Raw genomic sequence first — 23,485 nt, 5'->3', positions numbered from 1 at the left:
CAAAAGTTGAATTGCGAGTGAGCGGTAAACTCCAGCACGCCATGCTACCAGCGCACGGGCGTCGGCCTCAACCTGCGCAATGCGATCTGTCGATTAGCGCGGCGTCTTCCGCGCTTCCGTAAGAAATGGCCGCAACTCATCGAAGAAATCGCCCGCGTCGGCAAACTGCCGATAAACGCTGGCGAACCGGACGAACGCCACCTGATCAAGATCGCGCAAGTGGTCCATCACCAACTCGCCGAGCCGGTGGCTCTCGATCTCGCTGTCGAACGTCGTATAAACGTCGTTCTCAATCGCCGCCACCGTCCGCTCGATGTCGCGATCGCTGATCGGCCGCTTCCAGCAGGCGCGTTCGAGGCCCCCTTTGATTTTCTCGCGCGAAAAGGGAACGCGCGAGCCATCCTTCTTCACCACCTTGATGGCGGTCTCTTCGATTCGTTCGTACGTGGTGTACCGCCGCTTGCAAGAAAGGCATTCCCGCCGCCGACGGATCGAGAAGCCATCCTGGCAAGCCCGCGAGTCAATCACACGATCGTTGTCGATGCGACAGAAGGGGCATTTCATGGTCGCCATCATACACCAGGCGCGCGCCTCGTCCACGGCGCCGCAGAGGGGAGGGCGGCACATTTCGACAAACCGAGGAGCAGTGCTGGCAAGCTGTACCGCCCGCCGACGAATACCCCGCTGAATCGCTGGCACAGCGTTCTCGCTGTACCCGCCGCATCGCCTTGCGGAGCCGCTCCGCGTCTCTCTGCGCCGCTGCGGTCGACCGCTATAATGCTCGCCGCTCCCCCCATCCGCAGGCCGCCGTGTTCCGGCGTCCGGCCGCTACCCTTCAGCCTCTTCCCGCGAGGATTCCCCGTCGATGAAATGCCCTGCCTGCGCCGCGGAGCTTCCCGCCGAAGCCGCCTTCTGCCACAAGTGCGGCGTCGCGATCAACGCCGCCGTCGACCAACTGGCCCCAACCCGCGGCCCCGCCGCTGGAAAGCGGTCGCGTGCTGCAGTTCCCCCCACGGCAGGGGAGGACCAAGAGGAAGTGTTGTGGCAGGGCCAATTCTCGAAACTCGCGATGCTCGGCGCCTGGATCGCCGGCGGGGCGTTCACGCTCGTCATCATCGTCATCGGCATCTTTGCTAGCTTCACCGGCGGCGCGTGGGCGATCGCGGCCGGCGTCATCGTGCTGGTTTGGATCGCGCTCGTCCTGCGGCTCCTCTACCTGCAGCTCAGCCTCCACTACTACCTCACGAACCAACGCTTCATCCACGAGCGCGGCCTGCTGTGGCGCGAAGTCGACCGCATCGAAACAATCGACATCGACGACGTCGGCGTCGTTCAAGGCCCCGTCGAGCGGATGCTGAAGATCGGCTCGATCCGCCTCCGCTCCAGCGACGCCTCGACGCCGGAGTTCATGATCCAGGGGATCGAAAACGTCCGCCAAGTCGCGTCGCTGATCGACGACGCCCGCCGCAAAGAACGCCGCCGGCGGGGGATGTATATCGAATCGGTGTAGAATTCCCTGCGAATGGATGGACTTTGACTTCACGGCGTCCGCGGGCGATAATTCAAGGCAGCAGATCTGAACATCTTCCGCAGAGGCGTTTCGTCATGCTAGACAACCTCTCACCCGAGCATTCGCAGTACATTGCCGCAGCCATTGCCAGCGGGCGCTACCAAAGCGAAGCCGAAGCGCTTAATCAGGCGGTGCATCTGCTGCAACGCCGCGATGAGCTTCGAGGCATGCTTGAAGTCGCTGAAAAGCAGATCGAGGCCGGCCTCTGCAAACCCGCGGAGGAAGTCTTCGATCGACTTGAGAAACGCGCTCTTGAGCTGATGCGGCAGCAGAAAGAGGCCTCTTGAAAGTACGGCGTCTGGATATCACGCAGGACGCCGAAAACGATCTGGACGGAATCTTCTCGTTTATCGCTCGCGATAAGCCTGTTGCGGCTCTGCACTTCGTGCAGCGTCTAAGACGCCGCTGCCTACCGCTGACCAAAAATCCATTTGTCGGCGAAGATTGCAGTGAGTTTGGCCCTGGCATGAGGCGGCTGAGCTACCAGAGCTACCTCATCTTCTTCCGTATCGACGATGACGCGGTGACCATCCTCAGGGTTGCTCACGGCGCTCGCGACCTGACGGAGCTGTTCTGAAGAAGCAGGAATCTTTCCTACTTCCCCTCAGCCGACCAATCCCGCCGTTGCCGGCTGCTGGGAATATTCATCGCCTTGCGATACTTGGTCACGGTTCGCCGTGCTACGGTGACGCCCGCCTTGCCGAGTTCGTCGACCAGCGCGTCGTCCGACAGCGGCTTCGTCTTGTCCTCGGCGTCGATGATCTCCTGCAGCTTCAGCCGCACGCGGTCCCACGCCACCTCTTCGCCATCCGCGCCCGTGGTGCCGCCGACGAAGAACCGCTTCAGCGGGAAGATCCCGCGCGGCGTTTGAATCCACTTGTCGTCGACCGCGCGGCTCACCGTCGTGACGTGCACGCCGACCTTGTCGGCAATCTGCTGCATCTTGAGCGGTTCGATGTGGTCGGGGCCGTCGTCGAGGAACTTCGTCTGGTGATCGACAATCGCCTGCGATACACGGGTGAGCGTGCTGCGGCGCTGTTCGATCGCTTCGATCAGCCACTGCGCCGCATTCACTTTCCGCTTGATGTAATCACGCGTCTCGGCCGAGGTACCCGACTCCTGCAGCAGCCGTCGGTAATAGGGGCTGATGTAGAGCGACGGCAAATCGCCGTCTTCGAGATGAACGGCGTACTTGCCTTCGTCGTTCTTCTCGACGAACACGTCGGGCGTCACCGCCGGAGCGCTCGTCTCGGTAAAGTCGGCGCCTGGCTTCGGCTTGAGCGTCCGCAGGTCTTCCCACGCTTCCTGGATCGTCTCGATCGAGAAGCCAGTCTTCTTCGAGATCAGCGGCAGCCGGTTGTTTTCGAGGTCTTCGAGGTGATGTTCAATCAACACCTGCAGTTCCTCAAAGAACAGCAGCCCCGGCGTCAATTGGAGCAGCAAGCACTCTTTGAGGCTCCGCGCGCCGACGCCCGGCGGATCGAGCCGCTGCACCACGGCGAGCGCTCGCTCGGCCATCGCCAGCTGCTGAGCACGCCACGCCTCGGCGTTGCCGTTCACTTCGGGCGGCGCCGGCGGAATCAAATCCTCCAGCGGCGACTTGAGGTACCCGTTGCTGTCGAGGTTGTAGATGATGCGGTCGGCCATCCGCCGCGTTTCTTCATCGAGATCGAACCAGCTCAGCTGGTGATCAAGATAATCTTGCAGCGACTCGGGCCGGGCGACCATGTTCGCCATCTGATCGTGGCGACGGTCCCCCTCGGCTTCGATTTCCCCGCGCGACGGCCGGCTTCGCTCCTCGTAATCGTCCGGCAGATTCTCTGCCATGTTGAGGAGACGCTCGAAGTCATCCTCATTGTTCGTGTTTTCGCTAACGACCAACTCGCGCTCAGTGTCGGCCGGCGCGTCTGGTCCGTCGGCGACCGCGAGGGTCTCTTCAAAACCGTTTTCTTCGATCTCGCCCGACGGCTCGATCTGATCGAGCACCGGGTTGTCTTCCATCTCCTGCTCGATCCGCTCCTGCAGCGCGATGATCGGCAGTTGCAGGATTTCCATCGACTGGATCATCCGCGGCGCCAGCACCTGCTTCTGGGCCATCTGCATGCTTTGGCCGAGGGAGAGTCGCATGGCGTGTTTTCGTTCCGCAGAAGGTCGAGTGGTGTCAGTGACGCGTGGTTTGAATGACAGCGTCGGAAAAAGTTGGACGTTGCACGCCTGCAATCGGCGTGCCAAGTACCTTTAGCATACTGGCCAGCTTCGCGGCAGGTCAAACATTCCGCCGCAATTGCGGCTGTGAGAACGAACCACGAAAGCTCAAAGAGCTTGAAGAAAAGCGCGAAGGAGAAACACGCAACAATCGCTGAGATCTAGCGGCCGACATGTTCCCCACAAGCGCCCGCGCGCGATGGTGATCGCAACGTAACCGGGCGGCTCTTCGTGTCGTTCTTGGCGTCTTTGTGCCGTCGTGGTTAACCCTGCCAACCACGCCTGCGACGCCTTAATTTTACCCCAAGAATCTCGCGCAAGTCTCGCCATTTTGGCCCCATTTGGAGCCCCTACGACCTATTCCGGCGGCTGCATGTTGCCCAAACCGCCCAGGGCGTCGCTCAAACCCGGAATGTTCATCCCGCCCGCCAGGGATTGCATCGATTCGGCGTGCAGCTCCTTCGCCTTCTGCTGAGCCGCGTTGATCGCCGCCGGCAGCAAGTCTTCAAGCAACTCGCGATCTTGCTTCGCGAAAAGCGACGGATCGATCCGCACCGCCAGCGCTTCACCCAACCCATTGGCGTCGACCTCGACAAGCCCGCCACCCGCCGAGCCGGTAACCCGCTTCGTCTTCAGCTCCGCGGTGAGCTGCTGCATCTTGCTCCCCATCTCCTGCGCTTGCTTGATGAGCCCCGGCAGGTTGGCGAGATTTCCTAAGCCTTTGAACATGAGTAATTCCTTCAAGCGATGTCGCGCTAACCCTCTCGAAAAGCCCAACCAATATAGGCCGCGAAAGTCACTGCAACGTTGAGCAACGGCGTGAGTGCCAAAATCGTCTTATCGCCTGTGGCCGTTCCATCGCGAGGCAGCAGCCAAAAGGCAAACCCAGCCAGAATTAAGCCGACCACTTGAATCGAAAAAAATGCGGTCGCCGCGCGACGCCAAATTTGATTGTCGTAGTCGCGATACTCCCGATACTGCGCGTTCTCGTTCGCAGAGTCGTGGCTGTAAGACTCAGCCTGCGGATGCTGAGGAGCGGATGGCGAGTTCCGTGCCGCTCGGACGAACGAGCTACTGTACCCGAGAGCAAGGAGGGGAATCATCGCGATCACGGGGATGCCCCATGCGTGCCACGCACTCCTCGCGAAACTTGGCGGGTCGGCGGTGGAGGAGGCCATCGTTCGTTCCTTCGCACCGCCGCTACTTGGGTGCATCCACGCGAGGCGCCACGTAGCGCAACCGATCCGCGTCGGCATCGAACAATTCTACCGCGCGCTTCACGAACGGGTCGGCCGCCGCGTCAGCTTGCTGCTGTTTCGGATTTGGCCTCGAAGCAGCGGCGGCTGCCGGCCCTGAACCGGCAGGATCGGCGTGCGTCGTCAGCGTCAGCGGCACCCGCCCGCCGCAAATTTGTTCGAGCACCGCGTCGAGCTTGCTGAGATTCTGCGGCCGCAGGCAGGTCTCGCGCATGTACTTTTTGCTTTCGGGAAAGCTCACGACCAGCCGCCCCTGAGCATCCGCGCTGATCCGCGTCGCTTCGTGCGCCGACGCCGCAACGACGCCCGAGATCGCTTCGAGCTGTTCCAGCGCCTCGCGCCAAATCCGCTCCGCCGCGGCGGCATCAATTTGCACCGGCCCCGCCGCAGGCGCGGGCTTAACAGATGGGTTCCCGGGACCGTCCGCTTCAGCGGTCTGTCCCCCAGCACCCTCGCGAGCCTCACCCCGCTCCCTAGCCCCGAGCTCCGCCCGGGGGTGATCCTCCGCGGCGTTTGACACAATTGAAGCCACCGGCTCCGCCGGTGGACGCTCCACCGCACGAGCCGCCATTTCCGGCACAACATCCACCGGCAAAGCCGGCGACTGAGATGGCGACGCCGTTGGCATCGCCGGGCTAGCTATCGCGTTTTTTTTTGCGCCGAGCGCTGCAGTACTCCCCATCGGAGCCGGGGCAGCTCCAGCGACAGGCCGCACCGGCAACGCCTCGCCCCCCTTCAGCTGCTCAATCAGCGCCGCAATCTCATCGAGATTCTGCAAATGGCAAATCCGCACTAGCGCCATCTCGGCCAGCGTCCGCACCTGCGTGCTTACCCGCAGCCGCGCGGCCGTTTGGTCGAGCACCTGCGAAATCGCCAACAGCGTCTGCACGCCGAGCCGTTGCCCAACGCTCAGCATTTCCTCCTGCTGCGTTGGGAGCGCGTACAGCAGTTGGCTCGCATCGCACCCCACGGCCTGCGTCATCGCATCGCGGAAGTATCCGAGTAGCTGATCAATCAGCTGCCCCACCTCGGCGCCTTCGACGATCGCCGCATCGAGCTCCGCGAGCGCCGCCGCCGCGTCGCGATTTACCAGCGGTTCAACGAGCCGCGTCAACCGCGCCGCCGGCGCCAGGCCGAGCAGCTCGGTGACGTCCTTTGTCGAAATCTGCCGGCTGCCGGTCGACAGCAATTGCTCGAGCAGTGACTGGCTGTCGCGCATCGAACCCGCCGCCCGCATTGCAATGATCTGCAACGCGTCCGAGTCGACCTCGACTCCTTCGTTCGCCGCGATCTCGCTGAGCCGTTTGTGAATCACCGTCGGTTCGATCCCCGCGAAGTCGTACCGCTGGCACCGCGAGAGGATCGTGATCGGGATCTTGTTCGCCTCGGTCGTGGCGAAAATGAACTTCACATGCTCGGGCGGCTCTTCGAGCGTCTTCAGGAGGGCGTTGAACGCCTCCTTCGTCAGCATGTGAACTTCGTCGATGATGTAGATCTTGAACCGCGCCCGCGCCGGCCTCACGGCGACGTTCTGCCGCAGCTGGCGAATCTCGTCGATGCCGCGATTGCTGGCGCCGTCGATCTCCAGCACGTCGACGTCGTCGCCGCTGGCAATGCTCTGGCAAACCTCGCACTCGCCGCACGGGTAGGCCGACGTGCCCCGCTCGCAATTGAGGGCCTTCGCCAAGATGCGGGCCGAGGAAGTCTTCCCAACCCCGCGGGCGCCGGTGAAGAGGTAAGCATGCCCGACGCGATCGCTCTCGATGGCGCCCTTGAGCGCCTTGGCGACATGCTCCTGCCCGACGAGCTGATCAAACGCCTGCGGCCGATACCGTCGCGCGACGACCACATATTCGCCGCCAGTGTCTGCGTTCGAAGGTGGCAGCGACTCGTTCATGCAGGACGCGATCGAATTGCGGTGCAGAAGGGGTCGGGAGCCTTTTGCGACTAGCGGGCGTCAACGGGAGGGGAGCAACCAGTCGCAAAAGGCTCCCGACCCCCTTGAGCGTCCAGCTTATATGCCGCTAAGCAGCCTACGGCCGACGACGAGAGGCCCCCACACAAAGAGACGCAAACTTATGGCTGCTGCGTTTCCGCCCTGACCAGGTTCGTAAGGCCCCCATTGCAAGGGCCCCTCGTCGACGACCGCCGCGCACGGCGTTCAAGACCCTCAGTTGTACGCGCCCCACTCCCCCCCGTCAAAGGCCCGCCGCACCCGCCGCCCGCCAATTCCCAAGTGGCGTCCCGCCCCCCAACCCGCTAGGCTGAACCGCTTGTAGCCGCGGGTCCACGTCCCGCCGGAGCGTCCCTCAAACCGACTCGCCCCCACTCCGCTCTCGCCCCTTGAGCCTGCAACCGACCACCATCGACCCGCCCGCCGCCTCCGCCGCGCCGTGGCGAGCCCTCTACCCCTTCGAGTCGCGCTGGTTCCTCACCGATGGCCGGCGGCTGCACTACCTCGACGAAGGCCCCCGCGACGCGGAGCGGACCCTGCTGTTCGTCCACGGCAACCCCACCTGGTCGTTCCACTGGCGGCGGCTCATCCAATCGCTCCGCAGCGAGTACCGCTGCATCGCCCCCGACCACATGGGCTGCGGCCTCAGCGACCTGCAGCCCCGTCCGCTGCGGCTCGCCGACCACATCGCCAACCTCCGCAAGCTCCTCGAATCGCTCGACCTGCAACGGGTGACGTTAGTCGCCCAAGACTGGGGAGGCGCCATCGGCCTCGGCACGCTGCTCGCTGAGCGCGAACGCTTCGAGCGGATCGTCCTGTTCAACACCGGCGCCTTCCGCCCCTGGTTCATCCCGTGGCGAATCCGCGCCTGCCGCGGCAAGGTTCTCGGCCGGCTGATGCTGCAAGGCGCCAACGCCTTCTCGCGGGCGGCGCTTACGATGACGCTCGCCCGGCACAGCAGCCTCGAGCCAGAAGTTCGCGCCGGCTATCTCGCCCCGTACAACTCGTGGCGTCGCCGTGCGGCCGTCTACCAGTTCGTTCGCGACATTCCTTCGAACGACCGTCACCCCACCTGGCAGACGCTCGAAGGCATCGAACGCAAGCTCCCGCAAATGGCCGACCTGCCGACGCTGCTCGTCTGGGGCGAGCAAGACTGGTGCTTCAACACGCAGTGCCTCACACGGTTCGTCGAAGAGTGGCCCGACGCCGACGTGGTGCGTCTGCCCGACGTTGGCCACTGGGTCGTCGAAGACGCCCCCGAAGAAGCGGAACGGGCGGTGCGACGCTTCCTCCACCGGACCGACGCATGAGCGCCGCCGCTCGACCACCCGCCGCGCCGCCCCTCACCCTCGGCGGTTGCGCGACGCTCGCCTGCACCTGGGAAGCGACCGCCGCGAAGCCGGGCAATGTCTACCGCGGCGCCGATTTCGAGGACCTCACCTACGCCGACTTCCTCACGAGCGCCGCAGTAATCGGCCCCGTGATTGATCGCACGGCAGAGCAGGGGGTTGGCGCCACGATCCTCGCCGCCGTCGCCGCCACCCGCGCCGCCGTCGCGACGAACACCAACCTCGGCATGCTGCTGCTCATCACTCCCCTTGCCGCAGTCCCCCGCGGCTTGCCGCTGAGTGAGCAAATCGAACAAACCCTCGCAGCCCTAACCTACGACGACACCTGCGCCGTCTACCGAGCGATCCCCCTCGCCCAACCCGGCGGCATGGGCGAAGTCGCCGAGGCCGACGTGCACGAACCGCCCCCCGCCGGCCTGACGCTCCGCGCCGCGATGCAAATGGCCGCCGATCGCGATCTCATCGCCCGGCAGTATGCGAACGGCTTCGTCGAAGTCTTCCGCACGGCCGATCGCATCGAACGCCACGCCTCCGACGGCCAACCGCTCGGCGAGGCGATCGTCCTGGCTTTCATGGAACTGCTCTCCGAAGAGCCCGACTCGCTGATCGCCCGCAAGCTCGGCGCCGAGGCCGCCCGCGAGGTGTCGCAACACGCGGCGACGATCCTCGACTCCCGCCGCCACGGCGACGACTCGTTCCACGCGATGCGTGCGGAGTACGATTTCTGGCTCCGCGCCGACGGCCACCGCCGCAACCCCGGCACAACGGCCGACGTCATCGCCGCCGCCCTCTTCGTGGTGCTCCGCGAAAACAGACTTGCCTGGCCAGTAAAATTCTACGCCCCACCAACTTAGCCCCCGGTTCTTCAAACCGGGGGCCGCGCCCAACGTAAAACGCCGCCATCAGGTGCTCGCCATGCCCGAAACCTACCGCGTCCGCATCCACAAGGAACGGCTCGTCTTCAGCACGGCCCACTTCATCACCTACGCCGGCGACATTTGCGAACCGATCCACGGCCACAACTACCACGTCTACTGCGAAGTTGAGGGCCCGCTCGACGGCAACCAGTACGTCATCGACTTCATCGCGCTCCGCGACGCCCTGCAACAGATCGTCGACGCCCTCGACCACCGCGTCGTGCTGCCGCTGCGTCACCCGACGATCAAGGTCGTCGAACAGCCGGGCGGCGAAGCGGGCGAAGTCGTCGCCACCCACGGCAAACGCCGCTGGATCTTCCCGCGGCAAGATTGCGTGCTGCTCGAAGTCGAGAATACGACCGCGGAACTCCTCGCCAAACACATCGCGAGTGAAACGCTGGCCACCCTCGCCCCCGAAGTCAGCGACGCACTGGTCTCAATGGAAGTCGGCGTCGACGAGTGCGACGGCCAATGGGGCGTGTACCGCTGGCGGGCGTGATTTCTCGCTTGGCGATCCCTTCCCCCGTGTTCTAGCCCCTGGCTCCGCCAGGGGGTCGGTGTCCTGCTCGCGGGACGTCGCCACCTGGAACGGCGAGCAACCCCCGGGCGGAGCCCGGGGCTAGGGAACCGCAAACCCTAACGATTATCCGGCCTGGCGTGCCGACGCCGCCCCCGCGCGCCCGCATCAAGTCCCCGCGCCACCCGCGACGATTAAACCCATACGGCAAACTACGCGCATCACGCCGAGTTGCCCCGCCGCATCGATCGCTTCCGCCTCGCGCCGCCTGCTCCCATGAGTGACATTCGCAAAGCCGCCGTCCTCCTCACCACCCTTCCCGAGGAAGAGGCGGCCGACATTCTGCAACGGCTCGAGCCGAAGCAGGTCGAGATGGTCTCGATCGAGATCGCCAAGCTCAAGTCAGTCTCGGCCGACGAGCAAGAACAAATCATCGTCCAGTTCGCCGAGTCGAACCCGTCGGCCACCGCCGAGGGCGGCGGCCTCGACCGCGCGAAAAACCTCGTGCAAAAGGCATTCGGCAAAAACGCCAGCGGCACGCTCGACACGATCCGCCAAGCGATCGAGGAAGTTCCCTTCGCGTTCCTCCGCACGATCGACAGCCAGAACATCCTCACCTACGTCATCGACGAGCACCCGCAGACAATCGCGCTCGTCCTGTCCCACCTCCCAGCCGCCGCGGGCGCCGCCATCCTCGCCGGCCTGCCGCCGGAGCGCCAAATCTCGGTCGTTCAGCGGATCGCCCAAATGGGCCAGACGAGCCCCGACATCATCAAGGAAGTCGAGCACGGTCTGGAACGCCGCATGTCGAGCGTCATGAGCCAGAGCTTCGAAAACGCCGGCGGCGTCGGCGCCGTGGCCGAGATGCTCAACGTCGCCGACCGCGCCACCGAGCGCCAGCTCATGGAGCAACTCTCGCTCGAAGACGCCGAGCTCGTCGAAGAAATTCGCCGCCTGATGTTCGTCTTCGAAGACATGGCGAAGTTCAACGACAAGGACCTGCAGATCGTCATGAAAAACGTCGAGACCTCGCAGTGGGCCACGGCGCTCAAAGGCTGCAGCACCGAGCTGCGGGACAAGGTCTTCAAAAACATGTCGACCCGCGCCGCCGACATGCTCAAAGAAGAAATCGGCTACCTCGGCCCGGTCAAACTCTCGGCGGTCGAGGCGAAGCAGCAAGAAATCGTCGACATCGTCCGCCGCCTGGAAGATTCAGGCGAGCTGGAACTCAACCCCGGCGGCGAGCAAGAAGCCTTGGTGCAATAGCCCGCCGGGCTGGGCCTTTTCGCGTGAAAGCCGCCAATCGGCGGGCTATCGCCAGTGGTCCGCTGCAGCGGCAGCTGCTAGCAGCCTTCATATTGTGCTTGCGGAACCTTAACGATTTCGCTCTACTTCCCGCTTGGTAGGGTTGCACCGTAGGAAGCGGCGCCCCTGCAAAGTAGGCGGAGACGACGGAGCGAGTTGGACACGGGTGTCCAGGCAAGGCGATATGCGACAGGACTGGCGGGAATTTTCTGGATTCGGCGAACTGCTGTGCCTCGTGCTGGCCTGGACGGTCGGCCTCGGCGCCGTATGGGCCGACTACGCCGCCCGCGACCATAAGAGCGGCGCCAAAGTCGCCGTCAGCGGCGAACGCAAAGCGACCGCCCCCCGCATCGATTAATCGCCAACGCGCTTCTCGCACGGCGATTCCGGCACTGCCTTACCCACTAAATCTGTGGGAGGGGTCTCTGACCCCGAAGCGGCATGACGACGCCAATATCGTTTGCAGTGGAAACCGTAATCGGCGTCGGAGACGCCTCCCACAAGCGGTTCCCCAGCAAGCCCCCAACTCACCAAGCGCAGCGCCACTCACTCCGAGTGCACCGCTTGATCTTCGCCCTCATCCACGATCGGCCCGATCTCATCAGCGCCCGTATCGTCCCGAGTGTCGCTCGCTTGGCGACGGCGTAGATACAGCTTGATCGGTACTTCCTCGAAGTGCATATACTCGCGCACCGTCGAGAGCAGATACCGCTGATACGGCTTCGAGATGGCCGCCGGATCGTTGCAGAACAGCACGATTGTCGGCGGTTGCGAGCTCACCTGGGTGCCGTAGTAGATCTTCGGCCGGCGCCCTTGGAACAGCGGCGGCGGCGTCCGCTGCAGTGCTTCCTTCAGCATCCGGTTCAGCTGCCCGGTCGTGACGCGCTGCCGGGCTTGCTTGAACAGCATCTGGGCATGGTTCAGCAGCGCCTTCATATTCTTGCCGGTTTGCCCGGTGATAAACGCGATCGGCGCGTACCGCTGGGCCCGGAAGCTGTCATTCAAGTACCGCACCCACTTCTCGGTCGGCATCGAATTGACCAGCAAATCCCACTTATTCACGACGAAAATCACCGGCTTGTATTCCTCGCCGATGTACTCGCACAGCTGCTTGTCGACCTTGCTGATCTTCTGCGTCGCGTCGAGGAACAACAGCACCACGTCGGCCCGCCGAATGCTGCGGTGGGCCCGGTGGGCGCCGTAGAAATCGATCGACGCCCCCTGGCTCTTGGTGCGGCGAATGCCCGGCGTGTCGATCGCGACGAACCCTTTGCCGTCGAGCTCGAACCGCACGTCGACGCTGTCGCGCGTCGTGCCGGCAACCTCGCTGACGATCATTCGCTCGGCCTGGGCCAGCGTGTTGACGAACGTGCTCTTGCCGACGTTACGCCGGCCGACGATCGCTACCTTCATTTCCGGATCTTCCGCCGGTCCCTCGTCGGCGCTCTCGGGCGGCAACCGTTCGACGATCATGTTCAGCAGCACCGTCCGGTTGCGGTTCTGCTTGGTACTGACCGGCACGATCTTGCCGCGGCCAAGCCGGTAGAAGTCGGTCGTTTGCACGTCCATCTTCTCGTCGTCGGTTTTGTTCGCGATGCAGAGCACCGGCACTTCGACGTCGCGGAGCCGCCGGCCAACCTCTTCATCGAGCGGCATTAAGCCAGCGCGGGTATCGACGACGAACAGAATCACCGCCGCCGAATCGATCGCCGTTTGGATCTGGTCTTCGATATGCTTCGTGAGGTTGTCGACGTCCTCGATGCCGATCCCGCCCGTGTCGACCAATTCGAAGTAGCGGCCTTCATGATCAGTGAGATAATCGACGCGATCACGCGTGACGCCAGGCTGATCTTCAACGATAGCGAGCCGAATACCGGCCAGCCAATTGAAGACGCTACTCTTGCCGACATTGGGACGGCCGACGATGACAACTTTGGGGACGGCCATGGGAACCAACTTCTCGGCGGGGCGATGGAGGAGTCCATCATAATCTACGCCGCCGGGGCGGAGTAGCGTCGCCAGCGGCGGCGTAACCCCTTTCGGCGGGCAATTTTGGCCCTATAACTGGCCTTACGGAAACGTTAGGAGATCTCCCCCACATGGCCGACGCGCCTCAGCCACCCGCGAACGACGATCGGCTCCGCCACGCCCTGCGGCAGACGCTGGAAAGCCTCGCCGGGGCGGGAGTCCGACAACTCCCCAGCGGCGTCGCCGTCGCCCAAGAGTGGCGCGAGGCCGCCAAGCAACGGCCTGCTCCCGTCGCGGCGACCGAAACAACCGCCGCCCCGCCCGTTAGCGTCTCCACTACGTCGCCATCTGCGGAGCGCCCTCTCCCTCCCCCGAAGCCCCGCCCAACCGCCCCCTACCCTCAAGCGGCGTCCCCCGCTTTAGCGGGCGACGTCTCCACCGCGAAAACGCTCAAGGTCCTCGCCGAGGAAGTCGCCGCCTGCACGCTCTGCTACGAACTCGCCAGCACCCGCACGCAAACCGTCTTCGGCGTCGGCGATCCACAGGCCAGGCTGGTATTCCTCGGCGAAGCCCCCGGCGCCGACGAGGACCAGCAAGGCGAGCCGTTCGTCGGCAAGGCCGGGCAGCTCCTCAACAAAATCCTCGAAGCCTGCCGCCTCCGTCGCGAGGACGTTTACATCCTCAATATCCTCAAATGCCGCCCCCCGGGGAATCGCAACCCGCTCCCCGAAGAAGCAAAAAACTGCCGCCGCTTCCTCAACCGGCAGCTGCAGCTGATCAACCCCGAGTTCATCTGCTGCCTCGGCTCCGTCGCCGCCCAGAACCTGCTCGGCACCACCGAAACCATCGGCAAGCTCCGCGGCCGAGTCCACCAGTTCCAGGGCGTAAAGGTCGTCTGCACCTACCACCCGGCCTACCTGCTGCGGACCCCCTCGGCCAAGAAGCAAACCTGGGAAGACATGAAGCTGCTGATGCGAGAACTCGGCACGCCGGTCGATTGATGCCCAACGGGGTCGGGGGCCTTTTGCCACTGGAGGCTTTCCATTCGAAGTAATCCACCCAGTGGCAAAAGGCCCCCGACCCCTTCCGCTCACCACGCCGACTCCCTCAACCGCAAACACCCCCTCACCCCTCCGCTCGCCGCTAGCACAATCGGAAGGCTGGGAGAACATTGCCGGTCGTAACGGTGGTATTTTTCCGCTTTCTTTCTGAGAGGGCAAAACAAGGTGCAGAACTATTCTCTCGGCTCTTTCCCGTTGATAGAGTCGAACACATGGCCGCGAACGATTGGCTTCAACAATCGCTCGCAACTTTGGCGTCGCACCGAACTTTTTCCTGGTTTGCTGCGAATGACGTTTGCTTTTGGGAATTCTTCGTTTTCCGCGTGCGGCACGCCCTGAATATGATGCTCCCCAACTCCCCACGCTCCGACGAAGTCGAACACCTCCTGCGGAACGCGCAGCTGCGCGACGCCCTTGAGCCGCTGTTCGACGAATCGATCAATCGCGTCAACGTCCACGTGATGACCACGGGCGCCGAGAATGATTTCCTTGAATCGATGCTCGAATGGGAACGCGCCCCGATCCTGCCGATCTGCGAATGGTTCCAGCCGAAGCTCGAACTGCCGCACCCCGATGATCTCAACGACCAACAGGTCCGCGATTACCTCTACCAGACCGTCGGCCGGCTGTACGAAAAGCACGTCGTGCTCGACTTCACCGATCATCTGACCGACCGCCAGCTCTACTGCATCATCTACCGCGATATTCTGCCGTCGCACGAGAAGATGATCCGCCGCCAGAGCAACTACCTCCACTGGGACTGCGCGAACACCGACGGCGATCCAGACGCCTGGCTCCGCTATTACGCGAACGAAGACGAACGCCAAATGTGGGCCGAAGAGACCGAAGGCTACCTGCCTCCGGTCGACGACCCGCCATACCCGCGCGACCTACCCCGCGCGCCGCTTTAAGTGGCCACGCATTTCTAGCCCCCGGCTCTGCCGGGGGGTCGGCCACGATGCCGGTAATCGTCGCCTCTCGTACTGCTACCCCCCGGCGGAGCCGGGGGCTAGAAGACTAGAGCAACTCCGGCCACAGGCCGTCGCTCACGAAGAGCCCCTCGCGGGTTAGTTTCACCCGCGAGCCGTCGTCGCTGAGCAGCCCCAGCTCGACGAACTTCCGGATCGCCTCCCCCGCGATCGCGTCGACCTCGTGGCCCGACTTCGTCGCGAAGCTCGCCCGGTCGACCCCCTCCAGCCGCCGCAGCCCCAGTACCAACAGCTCGTGGGCCCGCTCTTCGGCGTTCAGCTCTTCCTGCTCGAACACGGGCGACTCCCCTGCCGCGACACGTTTGAGATAGGTCGTCGTGCTCCGATGGTTCGTCGACCGCACGCCGTCGACGTACCGCGCCGCCCCCGGACCCGCGGCAAAGTACTCGCTCCCGGCCCAATAGACTTCGTTGTGCCGGCTCCGCCTGCCAGGCCGCGCGAAGTTCGAAACTTCGTAATGCTCGAACCCCGCCGCCCCTAGCCGATCAATCGCCTCGCCGTACATCGTCCGCTCTAGCTCTTCATCCAGCGGACGGAGCAGCCCCTTGTCCCGCTTCACCGTGAACGCCGCCCCCGGCTCCCAGGTGAGTCCATAGGTTGAAATATGATCCGGCGCAAGCTCGACGACCGCCGCCAAGTCGCGCCGCCACAGCTCCAGCGTCTCCCCCGGCGCCGCGAACATGAGATCGACCGACACCTGCATTCCCGCCGCGCGTGCATACTCCATCGACCGCAGCACATCGCCCCGATCGTGATTCCGCTCCAGCGCCCGCAGCTTCGCATCGTCGAGCGACTGCGCCCCGAGACTCAGCCGCGTCACCCCCAACTCGGCCAGCACGTCGACTCGATCCTCGGTGAGACTCTCCGGATTGGCCTCGACGGTCCACTCGCCGCCAGCCGCGAGCGGATGCCACCGCCGCACCGTCTCGCCTAGCTGCCGCAGCGGCCCCGCCTCCAAATGGCTCGGCGTCCCGCCGCCAAAGTAAAGCGTGTCGACCTCCCGCGGCTCGCCGAGCCAACTCAGCTCGGCAGCGATGGCGTCGAGATACGCGCCCACGAGATCGTCCCGATTCGCCACGATGGCGAAATCGCAGTACCCGCAGCGGTACTTGCAGAAGGGAACGTGAATGTAAGCCGAACGTGGCGCCATGTGGATCGTGGACCTGCCGCGAACCTCATCGCCGCGAGAACACCCAGAAAACGAGGAACCAGCCTCTGTCAGGCAGTTCTTCCGGTAGTGCTAGGCATTCTACGGTGAGCAATCGTTCGGGGCAAAGCAGCGCCCCTGCCTAATGCCGCGCCGCCCGCTCGATTCGCACCGCGCACGCTTTATACGACGGCTGATGCGAGTAGGGATCGAACGACGGGTGCGTCAGTCGGTTCGTCGCTTCGTAATGCATCGGGATGAATAGCTGCCCGGGCTGCACGGCGGGCGTCACCATCGCGCGCCCTTGAACCTCGCCCCGCTGCGAAGCGACGACCACTAAATCGCCTGAACCGATTTCTCGCTCCGCGGCGTCGAGTGGATTGATCTCGACGTACAGCTCCTGCGGATAAAGCTTCCGCAGTACGGCCGACTTTGCCGTGCGGGTTTGCGTATGCCACTGCGCGACCGACCCGCGACCGGTGAGGAGCGTGAACGGAAACTTGCTCGTCGTCGGTTCCGGCAACGGGCGCGGTTCTTCACAGATAAACTTCGCGCGTCCGTCCGGATGGAAGAACCTCCCGTCGGCGAAGAGTCGACGCTCCGTCGCGTGCTCGTCGCTGTCGGCGGGGTACGGCCACTGAACGCCGCCGCGCTCGCGGAGCATCGCGTAGCCCTCGATTCCGGCGACGTCACATGGCTGGCCGGCGCTCAATTGCTTGAGGATTTCGAACGCCGCCGCCGGCGATTCCCAGCGGCGGAACATCTCGCCGCAGCCCCAGTACTCGGCGAGCAGCTTGAAAATGTGAAAGTCGGCCAGCGCCTCGCCCGGCGCCCGCGCCACTTTGCTCGTGACGCCGATGCGGCGTTCGGAGTTGATGAACGTTCCCTCTTTCTCTCCCCAACCCGCGGCCGGCAGGACGAGATCGGCGATGCGGGCCGTCTCGGTCGAGTGATACATATCTTGCACCACGAGAAAATCGAGCCGCGAGAGCATGTCGCGAGCCGTCTCTTGGTTGGTCCATGAATGGGCCGGGTTCGTCGCGACCACCCACAGTCCGCGGATCTCGCGGCGGAGAATTCCTTCCATGATGCGGTGATAGGGCCAGCTCGCCTCGTGCGGAATTCGCGATTCGTCGATCGCCAGGATGCCGGCGACTTTTTGCCGATGCTCTGGATTGGCGAAGTCGCGCCCGCCGAGCAGATTCGTCGTATTGCTGAACAGCCGCGACCCCATCGCATTGCACTGGCCGGTGATCGAGTTGGCCCCCGTCCCCGGCCGGCCGATGTTGCCGGTCATCAGCGCGAGGTTGATGATCGCCTGGGCCGTGCGCACCGCTTGGTGGCTTTGATTGACCCCCATCGTCCACCAGAACGAAACCCGCAGCCCATTGTGGATTGATTCGGCAAAGCGTTCGATTGCCTCGGCAGCGAGTCCCGTCTCCGCAACGACGCGTGACAGCGGGAAGCTGCGGACGAACGCCGCGAACTCGTCGAAACCGTTCGTGTGGGCGTCGATGAACTCGCGATCAATCCAATCACGTTCAATCAGCAGGTTCGCCACGCCGTAGAACAGCGTGAGGTCCGACTTCGGCTGCAGCGCCAAGTGCTGCGTCGCCGCCATCGTCGTTTCGGTCGTCCGCGGATCAATAGCGATGATCTGCGGTTCGAACTGATTTCGCATTACCCGCTGCCACAGAATCGGGTGGGCGATGCAGAGATTGCTGCCGACCAGCACGATCGTGTCCGACTGCTCGAAATCGGCGTACGTGTACGGCGGCGCGTCGAAGCCGAAGGCCTGCTTGTAAGCGACCACCGCGGTCGCCATGCACTGCCGCGTGTTGCCGTCACCGTGGAGCATGCCCATGCCGAACTTCGCCACCGCGCCGAGCAGCGCCATCTCTTCCGTGACGATTTGCCCTGTGCTGAGGAACGCGACCGATTGCGGGCCGTGCTCGCGCTGGATCGCTTGCATGCGGTCGACGAACGTCGTCGCGGCGACGTCCCAACTCACCGGCTCCAGCTTGCCGGCGCCTCTCCGCAACAGCGGCCGCGTCGCGCGGTCGGGCGCGTCGAGCACGGCCAGCGCCTCCCACCCCTTGGGGCACGCCATGCCGAGATTGACCGGATAATCGGTCGCCGGGCTAAGGCCAATCGCCTCGTCGCCGCGTTGGTGGACGTTGAGATTGCAGCCTGTCGAACAGAAGCCACAAACGGAGGCGGTCGCTCGATCGCCCTGAATCTGCTGAGGAAGCAAGCGAGGGCTGAAGTCCGACTCGCTCAGCGCAATCGACTCGGTGAGCGGACCGGTGCGCTGCAACAGCCGGGGGATGAATCGATGCGAGGGCGATGGATGCACGCCATCGGTCGGACTTTGGCTCATCAACGAATCCCTCCCGGCATTCTGGGGGCGGCGCAGGCGGTGAAGAAGAGGTACCGCTCGAGCAACTCCCCGGCTAGGCAGGCCACGAACAGCAGGCTCGCGGCGCCGATGAACTCCGCGCTGGCGACATCGCCAACCAACGCAGCTTGATTGAGTAGAAACAGCGGCATCAGCAAGCCGCCGAGCAAGCCCAACGCAAAGCGGGCCAGCGTCACGCGCGATAGTTCGCCCACGTGCAGCATCGCCGACCGCCGCAGCGGCGTCATCCGACGGAACAGCAAGTGGCGGAAGATCGCCGCTTCCCACGCGAGTTTCACCGCCGCGGTGAGGATGAGTGCGCGACAGAGCAAGGGGCTCACCTTGGCAACCAGCTCAGTCAATTGCAGAGAGGGCGCCGCGAGCATCGCCGCCAGCATGCTTAGCCACAATGCCGCGATGCCCAAGAGAGCGCAGGTGAGCGTGAACCGCACGCCGACGCGGGTGAAGCTCCAGTACTCGCGCTGCGTGAAGACGTAGATCATCACCGAGCAGAAGACGGCGATCGCCCCGGTCGCCGCGACGCTCCAGCCGAGCGGCTCGACGGCGGGTTCGAGGTTGAACTCAATTCGTCCGAGCAAAAAAACGGCTGCGGCGTAAGCCGACGCACACCCCGCGAACAATCCAAAGGCGACGATTTCCCGACTCAGCCACGAGTGCCGCAGCCCCAGCACCGCGCGAAACGCATACTGCGGCCGGCCGAGGTGGAGCGAACTCGATCCGAGCGCCAGCAAACCGAACCCCAGCGCCGCCATCGCATGCACGGGTCGCAGCGACGTGCCGCTCGGCAGTTGCACGAGGGCCTCCAGCGCCAGCCCCACGCAAAACGCACCCACCGAGAGCTGCGTTAGCACTAGCATCACCACCAGCGGCCAATGGGCGTGCTGAGCGCTCACTCGCGCGTAGTCCGCCGGCAACAAGTTGCGCGGGAACGGCTTTTTCGTTTTGAAGCTCGTCGTCGGCAGCGTGATCTGCGGATCGGGCGTCCCCGGCAAAAACGCCGTCGTTTCGGCGTCTTCCACCACCTGCCGTCGGCTCACCGTGCGAATGACAATCGCTTCATGCGGACACGACTGCACGCACGCGGGCGCCTCGCCCACCGCCAACCGCGACGAACACATATCGCACTTCCGCACGATGCCGAGGCCCGCGTGATACTTCGGCACTTCGTATGGGCACGCTAACGTGCAGTACTGGCAGCCAAAACATTGGTCGTCGAGATGCTTTACGATCCCCGTGACCGCATCCTTCTCATAGGCGTTCACCGGGCACGCGATCATGCACGCCGGTTCGAGGCAGTGATGGCACGCCGTGGTGACATGCTGCATCACCGGCGCCGAGGTAGAACCGCCGACCATGAGGCCGACGTCGCGCCACGTCTCCATTTCGTCGAGCCCGTTGAGCGTATGACACGCGACGACGCACGCCTTGCAGCCCGAGCAGCGATCGAGATCGACCTCGAACGCATACTGATCCCCCGGCCCCGGCGGCGTCGCGGGGAGCAGGCTGCGATATTGCCGCGATTGGGGGCGAGCAACATCCGTCTCGTGCCACCGGCTGAACTCTTCGACCGCCGACATCGACTGCTGCTCGGCGAGCAGCTGCGCCACCAGCGCCGGCCCGCTGAACGGCGGCTTCGATCGATTCGAGTTGAGGACGGGAAGTTCAATCATGCGGGGAAACGCCAAACATTAACGATTCCTCTGGTCCCCTCCCCTCGATGGGGAGGGTTAGGGAGGGGTGAAGAAGTGCGAGAGGTGATCGCGTCAAACCATCACGCCATCACCCACGACAGCCGCAGCAGGTTCCACCGCCACGCACGACGACGCCAACCGGCACCCAATCTCCGTCGCCAATTGCTCATCAAGCACCTCCGGCGGCGGCAACTCCAAAAACACTTGCTCCCCCTCGACCTTCACCGCAAACGTCCGAATGCGGTACTCCTCCCCCTGCAGCGACTCGCCGTTCTCCAGCGAAAACGTCTTCTTGTGCAGCGGGCACGCCACCTTCGGCTCACCGGCCGCGTCGCCGACGATGCCCCGCGACAGCACGAACGCCTTTTTGTGCGGGCACATGTTTTGGCTGGCGTACCATTCGCCGCGGCTGGCAAAGTTAAACACCGCTAATTGCGAACGGCCATACTTCACCGTCGCTCCGCCATCGACAGGAAAATCAGCGACGCTTCCCACGGCCACCCACCGCAGCCCCGTCGAGCGTTCTTGTTCATGCTCCGCCCACGAGCGGCCATCCGTCATGCGGAACTGTTCCAGCGACACGAACTCGCTCGGCCAATCGGCTGGCCGCGTCTGCTCGCGCTGGCCGACGATCTCGATGCACGACTCGTTCTCGTCGCTGTTGACGAACTGCCGGAATCGCTCCCGCTTCGCCGGATCGCGGACCACCGCCGCCCATTCGCATTGATAGGTGTCGACCAGCCGTTGCATCATCGCATCGAGTTCGCCGGCGATGCCAAGCTTGTCGTGAATCACCACGTCGCGCAGATGCTCCAGCCCCCCCTCCAGCTTCTCCCGCCACACGGCAGTGCGCGTCAGCTTGTCGGCAGTCATGATGTAGTAGGCCAGGAAGCGATCGATGTACGCGAGCGCCGTCGCTTCATCGAGGTCGGTCGCAAACAGCTCAGCATGCCGCGGCTTCGACCCGCCGTTGCCGCAGACGTAGAGGTTGTACCCTTGCTCGGTCGCGATGAGGCCGACGTCTTTGTTTTGCGCCTCGGCGCACTCGCGAATGCACCCCGAGACGGCCATCTTGATTTTGTGAGGCGCCCGAATCCCCTTGTAGCGATTCTCGACGCGAATGGCGAAGCCGACCGAGTCTTGCACGCCGTAACGGCACCACGTCGTGCCGACGCAGCTCTTCACGGTGCGGACCGCTTTGCCGTAGGCGTGGCCGCTTTCGAAACCGGCGTCGACCAGTTCTTCCCAAATCTCCGGCAGATGCTGCACCGGCGCGCCGAACATATCGATCCGCTGCCCGCCGGTGATCTTCGTGTAGAGCCCGTACCGCCGCGCGATGTCGGCGATGACTGCCAGCTTCTCCGGCGTGATCTCGCCGCCCGGCACCCGCGGCACGACCGAGTACGTCCCGCCTCGCTGAATATTGGCGAGAAACCGATCGTTGCTGTCCTGCAGGGTCTCATGCTCGGCGTCGACAATAACGTCATTCCACAAGCTTGCCAGAATCGACGCAATCGCCGGCTTGCACAGCTCGCACCCGTGGCCCGTTCCGCTGCCGCAATGCGCGAGCACGGCGCCGAACGTCCGCAGCTCCTTCGCTTTCACCATCGCGAACAGCTCCGTCCGCGAGTAAGAAAAATGCTCGCACAGGTGATTGACGACCGCCTTGCCGGCCCGCTTTAGCTCGGCCTTGAACAGATCGGTCACCAGCGGCATGCAGCCGCCGCAACCGGTGCCCGCCTTTGTGCAGCGCTTCAATGCATCGAGCGTGTCGACGCCCCCATCGCTGATCGCCGCACAGATGGCGCTCTTCGTCACATTGTTGCACGAGCAAACCTGCGCCGTGTCGGGCATCACGTCGAGACCAGCCCCGCCTACCGGGCCGGCCCCGACGATGAGTTCGTGCGGCGCGCAAGGCAACGCCCCGCCGCTCTTCGCGAAGATCGACAACTTGCCATAGTCGTTCGCATCGCCGACCAAGATGCCGCCGAGCAGTTGCTTGCCGTCGCGCGAAAAAAGCAATTTTTTGTAGACGCCCGCGAACGGGTCTTCAAACGTCAGCGGCGTCGCATCGCACGCCGGCGCTTCGTAGCGGCCAAAGCTCGCCACGTCGACGCCCATCAACTTCAGCTTCGTCGAGAGATCAGCGCCGGCGAACCGCCGCTCGCCGCCGGTGAGATTCGCCGCCACAATCTCGGCCATCTCGTACCCCGGCGCCACCAGCCCGTAAACCATACCGCCATGGACGACGCACTCGCCAATCGCCGAGATCCGCTCGTCGGACGTTTCGAGCCGATCGTTCACGACAATGCCGCCGCGGTCGCTCACCGAGACGCCGCATTGCCGCGCGAGATCGTCGCGCGGGCGAATCCCCGTCGAGACGATCACCATCTCAATGTCGATCGAGTCGCCGTCGGCGAACTCCATCCGCTCGACCGCGCCGTTGCCGTGAATCGCCTTCGTCGCTCGGTTGAGGTGCACCCGCACGCCGAGCGACTCGATCTTGTTCACGAGAATCCGCGAGCCGGCGTCATCGACTTGCCGCGGCATCAACCGCGGAGCAAACTCGATAACATGCGTTTCGAGTCCCAGGTCGTAGGCCGCCTTGGCCGCTTCGAGCCCCAGTAACCCGCCGCCGATGACAGCGCAACGCTTCGCGGTGCCGGAATACTTAATGATGTTCTGCAGATCCTCGATCGTTCGGTAGACGAACACGCCGGTCTTATCGACGCCCGGCACCGGAGGCACGAATGGAAACGAACCGGTCGCCAGCACAACGTGGTCGTAAGCGATCTCAACGCCGCGATCGGAACGAACGATCCGCCGCGCGCGATCGATCTCGCACGCCCGATCGCCAATATGCAGCTCGACCCCATTCTCGGCATACCACTCTTGCCGCGCGAGCATCAGCTGCTCGGCATCGCGGTGCGCAAAAAACGACGTCAGCCCCACACGGTCGTACGCCGCCCGCGGTTCCTCGCAGAACGTCACGATGCGAAAACGCTTCTCGACGTCAAATTCGACCAGCCGTTCGCAAAACCGCTGGCCGACCATGCCGTTGCCAATGACGACGACGGTTTGTTTTGCAGTCGAGTGAGTCATGAGTTTGCTCATCGAGTTCGCTGGAAGGAATGGAA

20 protein-coding genes and 1 other RNA gene are annotated in these 23,485 nt (G+C 63.9%); 10 read left to right on the top strand and 11 right to left on the bottom strand.

The genetic code is table 11. The features are described from left to right. Positions 1-93 precede the first annotated feature (93 nt). A complete protein-coding gene (nrdR, locus tag ACQY7R_RS25100) occupies positions 94-564 on the bottom strand; it encodes a transcriptional regulator NrdR (protein ID WP_428308291.1) in 471 nt (156 codons plus the stop codon). A gap of 301 nt (positions 565-865) precedes the next feature. Here nrdR and ACQY7R_RS25095 point away from each other — a divergent pair, with 301 nt between their 5' ends. The 3 genes from ACQY7R_RS25095 (at position 866) to ACQY7R_RS25085 (ending at position 2,147) form a co-directional block, all read left to right on the top strand. Continuing rightward, positions 866-1,510, top strand: coding sequence for a PH domain-containing protein (locus tag ACQY7R_RS25095; RefSeq protein ID WP_428308290.1), 645 nt, complete (start codon positions 866-868; stop codon positions 1,508-1,510). A 95-nt stretch (positions 1,511-1,605) separates the two neighbouring features. Beyond that, on the top strand, positions 1,606-1,857 hold the full coding sequence (locus ACQY7R_RS25090; protein WP_152097510.1) for a ribbon-helix-helix domain-containing protein: 252 nt from the start codon (positions 1,606-1,608) through the stop codon (positions 1,855-1,857). Then, entirely contained in the window at positions 1,854-2,147 is a 294-nt protein-coding gene (locus tag ACQY7R_RS25085; RefSeq protein ID WP_428308289.1) for a type II toxin-antitoxin system RelE/ParE family toxin, read from the top strand. The genes ACQY7R_RS25090 and ACQY7R_RS25085 overlap by 4 nt, the downstream gene beginning before the upstream one ends. A gap of 17 nt (positions 2,148-2,164) precedes the next feature. Here ACQY7R_RS25085 and rpoN read toward each other — a convergent pair whose 3' ends face one another. The 5 genes from rpoN to ffs form a co-directional block, all read right to left on the bottom strand. Beyond that, positions 2,165-3,697, bottom strand: coding sequence for an RNA polymerase factor sigma-54 (rpoN, locus tag ACQY7R_RS25080; protein WP_428308288.1), 1,533 nt, complete (start codon positions 3,695-3,697; stop codon positions 2,165-2,167). A 435-nt stretch (positions 3,698-4,132) separates the two neighbouring features. Further along, a complete protein-coding gene (locus ACQY7R_RS25075; protein ID WP_428308287.1) occupies positions 4,133-4,504 on the bottom strand; it encodes a YbaB/EbfC family nucleoid-associated protein in 372 nt (123 codons plus the stop codon). Between the two features lie 26 nt (positions 4,505-4,530). Continuing rightward, positions 4,531-4,887, bottom strand: coding sequence for a hypothetical protein (locus tag ACQY7R_RS25070; RefSeq protein ID WP_428308286.1), 357 nt, complete (start codon positions 4,885-4,887; stop codon positions 4,531-4,533). Positions 4,888-4,975: 88 nt separating this feature from the next. Next, entirely contained in the window at positions 4,976-6,928 is a 1,953-nt protein-coding gene (gene dnaX / locus ACQY7R_RS25065; RefSeq protein WP_428308285.1) for a DNA polymerase III subunit gamma/tau, read from the bottom strand. A 145-nt stretch (positions 6,929-7,073) separates the two neighbouring features. Beyond that, positions 7,074-7,170: signal recognition particle sRNA small type (gene ffs, locus ACQY7R_RS25060), an RNA gene on the bottom strand. Positions 7,171-7,374: 204 nt separating this feature from the next. Between ffs and ACQY7R_RS25055 the strand changes: the two genes are divergently transcribed. The 5 genes from ACQY7R_RS25055 (at position 7,375) to ACQY7R_RS25035 (ending at position 11,431) form a co-directional block, all read left to right on the top strand. After that, the gene (locus ACQY7R_RS25055; RefSeq protein WP_428308284.1) at positions 7,375-8,295 is read left to right on the top strand and encodes an alpha/beta fold hydrolase; all 921 of its coding nucleotides are present in this window, start codon (positions 7,375-7,377) and stop codon (positions 8,293-8,295) included. Continuing rightward, positions 8,292-9,188 (top strand): triphosphoribosyl-dephospho-CoA synthase, encoded by an 897-nt coding sequence (locus ACQY7R_RS25050; RefSeq protein WP_428308283.1) that lies wholly within the window; start codon positions 8,292-8,294, stop codon positions 9,186-9,188. Before ACQY7R_RS25055 ends, ACQY7R_RS25050 begins: the two co-directional genes overlap by 4 nt. 61 nt (positions 9,189-9,249) lie before the next feature. Then, positions 9,250-9,750 (top strand): 6-pyruvoyl trahydropterin synthase family protein, encoded by a 501-nt coding sequence (locus tag ACQY7R_RS25045; RefSeq protein WP_428308282.1) that lies wholly within the window; start codon positions 9,250-9,252, stop codon positions 9,748-9,750. A gap of 294 nt (positions 9,751-10,044) precedes the next feature. Then, positions 10,045-11,034 (top strand): flagellar motor switch protein FliG, encoded by a 990-nt coding sequence (gene fliG / locus ACQY7R_RS25040; protein WP_428308281.1) that lies wholly within the window; start codon positions 10,045-10,047, stop codon positions 11,032-11,034. Between the two features lie 223 nt (positions 11,035-11,257). After that, positions 11,258-11,431: a hypothetical protein gene (locus ACQY7R_RS25035; RefSeq protein ID WP_428308280.1), complete on the top strand. Its 174-nt coding sequence runs from the start codon at positions 11,258-11,260 to the stop codon at positions 11,429-11,431. Between the two features lie 188 nt (positions 11,432-11,619). Here ACQY7R_RS25035 and der read toward each other — a convergent pair whose 3' ends face one another. Next, positions 11,620-13,020, bottom strand: a complete 1,401-nt coding sequence (gene der / locus ACQY7R_RS25030; RefSeq protein ID WP_428308279.1) for a ribosome biogenesis GTPase Der — start codon at positions 13,018-13,020, stop codon at positions 11,620-11,622. Between the two features lie 152 nt (positions 13,021-13,172). On the opposite strand from der, the gene ACQY7R_RS25025 reads away from it, so the two are divergent. After that, positions 13,173-14,042, top strand: coding sequence for a uracil-DNA glycosylase (locus tag ACQY7R_RS25025; RefSeq protein WP_428308278.1), 870 nt, complete (start codon positions 13,173-13,175; stop codon positions 14,040-14,042). Between the two features lie 272 nt (positions 14,043-14,314). Next, complete coding sequence (locus tag ACQY7R_RS25020; protein WP_428308277.1) at positions 14,315-15,013, top strand: hypothetical protein; 699 nt, start codon at positions 14,315-14,317, stop codon at positions 15,011-15,013. A gap of 106 nt (positions 15,014-15,119) precedes the next feature. On the opposite strand, the gene hemW is transcribed toward ACQY7R_RS25020, so the two are convergent. The 4 genes from hemW to nirB form a co-directional block, all read right to left on the bottom strand. Further along, complete coding sequence (hemW, locus tag ACQY7R_RS25015) at positions 15,120-16,241, bottom strand: radical SAM family heme chaperone HemW (protein WP_428308276.1); 1,122 nt, start codon at positions 16,239-16,241, stop codon at positions 15,120-15,122. Positions 16,242-16,380: 139 nt separating this feature from the next. After that, positions 16,381-18,618: a molybdopterin oxidoreductase family protein gene (locus ACQY7R_RS25010; protein ID WP_428308275.1), complete on the bottom strand. Its 2,238-nt coding sequence runs from the start codon at positions 18,616-18,618 to the stop codon at positions 16,381-16,383. Then, a complete protein-coding gene (locus ACQY7R_RS25005) occupies positions 18,618-20,327 on the bottom strand; it encodes a DmsC/YnfH family molybdoenzyme membrane anchor subunit (protein ID WP_428308274.1) in 1,710 nt (569 codons plus the stop codon). The genes ACQY7R_RS25010 and ACQY7R_RS25005 overlap by 1 nt, the downstream gene beginning before the upstream one ends. A gap of 93 nt (positions 20,328-20,420) precedes the next feature. Next, positions 20,421-23,450 carry a nitrite reductase large subunit NirB gene (gene nirB, locus ACQY7R_RS25000; protein WP_428308273.1) on the bottom strand — a complete coding sequence of 1,010 codons (3,030 nt, stop codon included), beginning with the start codon at positions 23,448-23,450 and terminating at the stop codon, positions 20,421-20,423. Between the last annotated feature and the right edge of the window lie 35 nt (positions 23,451-23,485).

The organism is Lacipirellula sp. (assembly GCF_965279485.1).
Taxonomy (GTDB): domain Bacteria; phylum Planctomycetota; class Planctomycetia; order Pirellulales; family Lacipirellulaceae; genus Lacipirellula.
This window is presented reverse-complemented; position numbering and strand designations above follow the sequence as displayed.